General features: G+C 72.8%; 3 protein-coding genes. 2 read left to right on the forward strand and 1 reads right to left on the reverse strand.

The genetic code is table 11. The annotated features are described in order from the left end of the window. Positions 1–157: 157 nt before the first annotated feature. Positions 158–1,165, forward strand: a complete 1,008-nt coding sequence (locus VF542_RS04920; RefSeq protein ID WP_408650592.1) for an NAD(P)H-binding protein — start codon at positions 158–160, stop codon at positions 1,163–1,165. A 20-nt stretch (positions 1,166–1,185) separates the two neighbouring features. Beyond that, positions 1,186–1,878, forward strand: a complete 693-nt coding sequence (locus VF542_RS04925; protein ID WP_408650593.1) for a CPBP family intramembrane glutamic endopeptidase — start codon at positions 1,186–1,188, stop codon at positions 1,876–1,878. A 43-nt stretch (positions 1,879–1,921) separates the two neighbouring features. On the opposite strand, the gene VF542_RS04930 is transcribed toward VF542_RS04925, so the two are convergent. After that, positions 1,922–2,518, reverse strand: a 597-nt coding sequence (locus VF542_RS04930; protein ID WP_408650594.1) for a class II aldolase/adducin family protein, incomplete at its 5' end; no start/stop codon positions are given.

A 2,518-nucleotide genomic window follows, 5' to 3' on the forward strand; every position in this document is an offset into this window, starting at 1 on the left:
CCAGCTCACTAACTTGTGCAAGGTTGCTCAGCGGCACGCCGGCGACTAGACAGTCACGTAGGCGGTCGGGCCCGGGCAGCCACCCAGCTGGACCGGGACCGGCGGCCGGCGGGGAAGCGGCCGGGGACTGGACGGCACGCAGCGGAGCGGGGAGGTCATGGCCCAGTCGAACGTGCTGGTGACCGGGGCTTCCGGCTTCATCGGCTCGCATCTGTGCCCGGCGCTCGAACGAGCCGGCCACCGGGTACGGGCGATGACCCGGCATCCGGAGAGCTACACCGGCGCCGGTGAACCGTGCCCTGGCGACGTCGGCGATCCGGCCAGCCTGCGGATGCCGCTGGCCGGCGTAGACGCTGCTTACTATCTTGTGCATTCTCTCGACTCGGCAGAGTTCGAGGAGGTCGATGCCCGGGCCGCTCGAGCGTTCGGCGCCGCGGCGGCCGAAGCCGGGGTGCGGCGCATCGTGTACCTCGGCGGCCTGGGGGCCGAGGACCAGCACCTGTCGCCGCATCTGTGTTCGCGCCGGGCGGTGGAGTCCTTGCTCGGCGCGGCGGGGGTGCCGGTCACCGTACTGCGGGCCGCGGTGGTGATCGGCCACGGCGGGATCTCCTGGGAGATCACCCGGCAACTGGTCGACCACCTGCCGGCGATGGTCGCCCCGCGCTGGGTGAGCACCCGCAGCCAGCCGATCGCCCTGGCCGACGTGGTGCGCTATCTGGTGGCGGTGTTGAGCGCTCCGGAGTCGGCCGGGCAGGTCTATGAGATCGGCGGGCCGGAGGTGCTCCGCTACATCGACATGCTGCAACGTGCCGCGTGGATCCAGCACCGGCGGCGGCTGCCGGTGCTGCCGGTGCCGCTGCTCACGCCGCGGCTGTCCTCGGCGTGGCTGGCGCTGGTGACCGATGTCAACCTGGTGACCGCCCGCACCCTCGTCGATTCGATGACCACCGAGGTGATCGTGCGCCAGAACCCGATCCAGCGGCTGGTACCGGGGCCCACCATCGGCTATGACGATGCGGTGCGGCAGGCGCTGGCAGCACGCCGTGCCGCGCTGGGCGGTGATTCGGGCACCGGCGGTGATTCGGGAGCCGGTTACGGCGCGGCACCGGTTCAGGATGGGCCGGCCGGTGAGGACGCCGGCGGCCGGCTGCCGCGGTCCGGATGAGGTCCGCTGCTTCCCGGCTGATGCCCCGTGTGCTCCACCCCGCCCTGGTCGACAAGGTGCCCCGCGATCACCGTGAGCCCGACGGGGCGTTCCGGCGGCGCCGGTGGATCGTCGCGCTGGTGCTGATAGCCGGCGCGCTGATGCTCGGGCTGTCGTTGTCGGTTCGCCCTGCCGATCCCGCGTTCTACCCGCTGACCGCGGGGCTGGCAGGGATCTGGCTGGTCGGTGGCCTGGCTTCCGGCCCGTTGCACCTTGGCCGGATCAGCTTCCGTGGCGAGTTCCGGCGCCCGATCCTGACGCCGATCGCCATCGGGCTGGCGGCCGCCGCGGTCTTCGTGCTCGGCGCCCTGGTGGTGCGCGAGATCGAGCCGTTGCGAATCTTCACCGAGAACGTCCTGGCCCATGCCCGGCGTGGCTCGCTGCCGCTGGTCGCCCTGGTCACCGTGCTCAACGGGGTCGCCGAGGAGACCTTCTTCCGGGGCGCGCTGTTCGCCGCGCTGGGAGACCGGCGTCCGGTGCTCGCCTCGACCGCGATCTACGCGGTGGTGACGCTGGCCACCGGCAACCCGATGCTGGTGTTCGCCGCCGCCACCCTGGGACTGGTGCTCGGCCTGCAGCGGCGGGCCTCCGGCGGGATCCTGGCGCCGATGCTCACCCACGTCACCTGGTCGGTGGCCATGTTGCTGGCGTTGCCACCGCTGTTCACCCGCTGAGGCTGGACCCTCCAGCGCCGGGCTGGCTCAGCTGCGCGTCCGCTCAGCTGCGGGCGGCCGGCTGGCCGTAGCCGGCCAGGGCGGCCCGGGCCGCCGCCAGCTGGTCGGCGTCGAGCACCTGCGGAACGCCCAGCTGCCGAGCCCGCCAGGCCAGCTCGGCGGTGTACTCCACGGCCTCGGCAACGGCCATCGCCGCACCGAGGCCGGCGCCGACGGCCACCACGCCGTGGTTGGCGAGCAGCACCGCGAAGCCGCTGCCCAGCGCCCGCACGCAGGAGTCGGCCAGCTGGGCAGTGCCGTAGCGGGCGTAGGGCGCCACCGGCACGCTCTGGCCGGCCCGGACGATCAGGTAGTGCACCGCCGGGATCTGCTCACCCAGCACCGCGAACGTGGTGGCGAACATGGAGTGGGTGTGCACGACCGCGCCGACGTCCGGGCGGGCCCGGTAGATCCCGAGGTGCAAGGCGACTTCGGAGGTCGGCCGGAGGTCACCGTCCAGCTGGGCACCGTCGAGGGACAGCACCGCCACATCGCTGTCCCGCATGCCGGCATAGCCAAGTCCGGTAGGGGTGATCGCGATCGCGCCGGAGTCCGGGTCGCGGGCCGAGACGTTGCCCGAGGTGCCGCGTACCAGCCCGGT

Origin of the sequence: Jatrophihabitans sp. (assembly GCF_036389215.1) — a bacterium.
In the GTDB taxonomy this organism is placed as follows: Bacteria; Actinomycetota; Actinomycetes; order Mycobacteriales; family Jatrophihabitantaceae; genus Jatrophihabitans_A.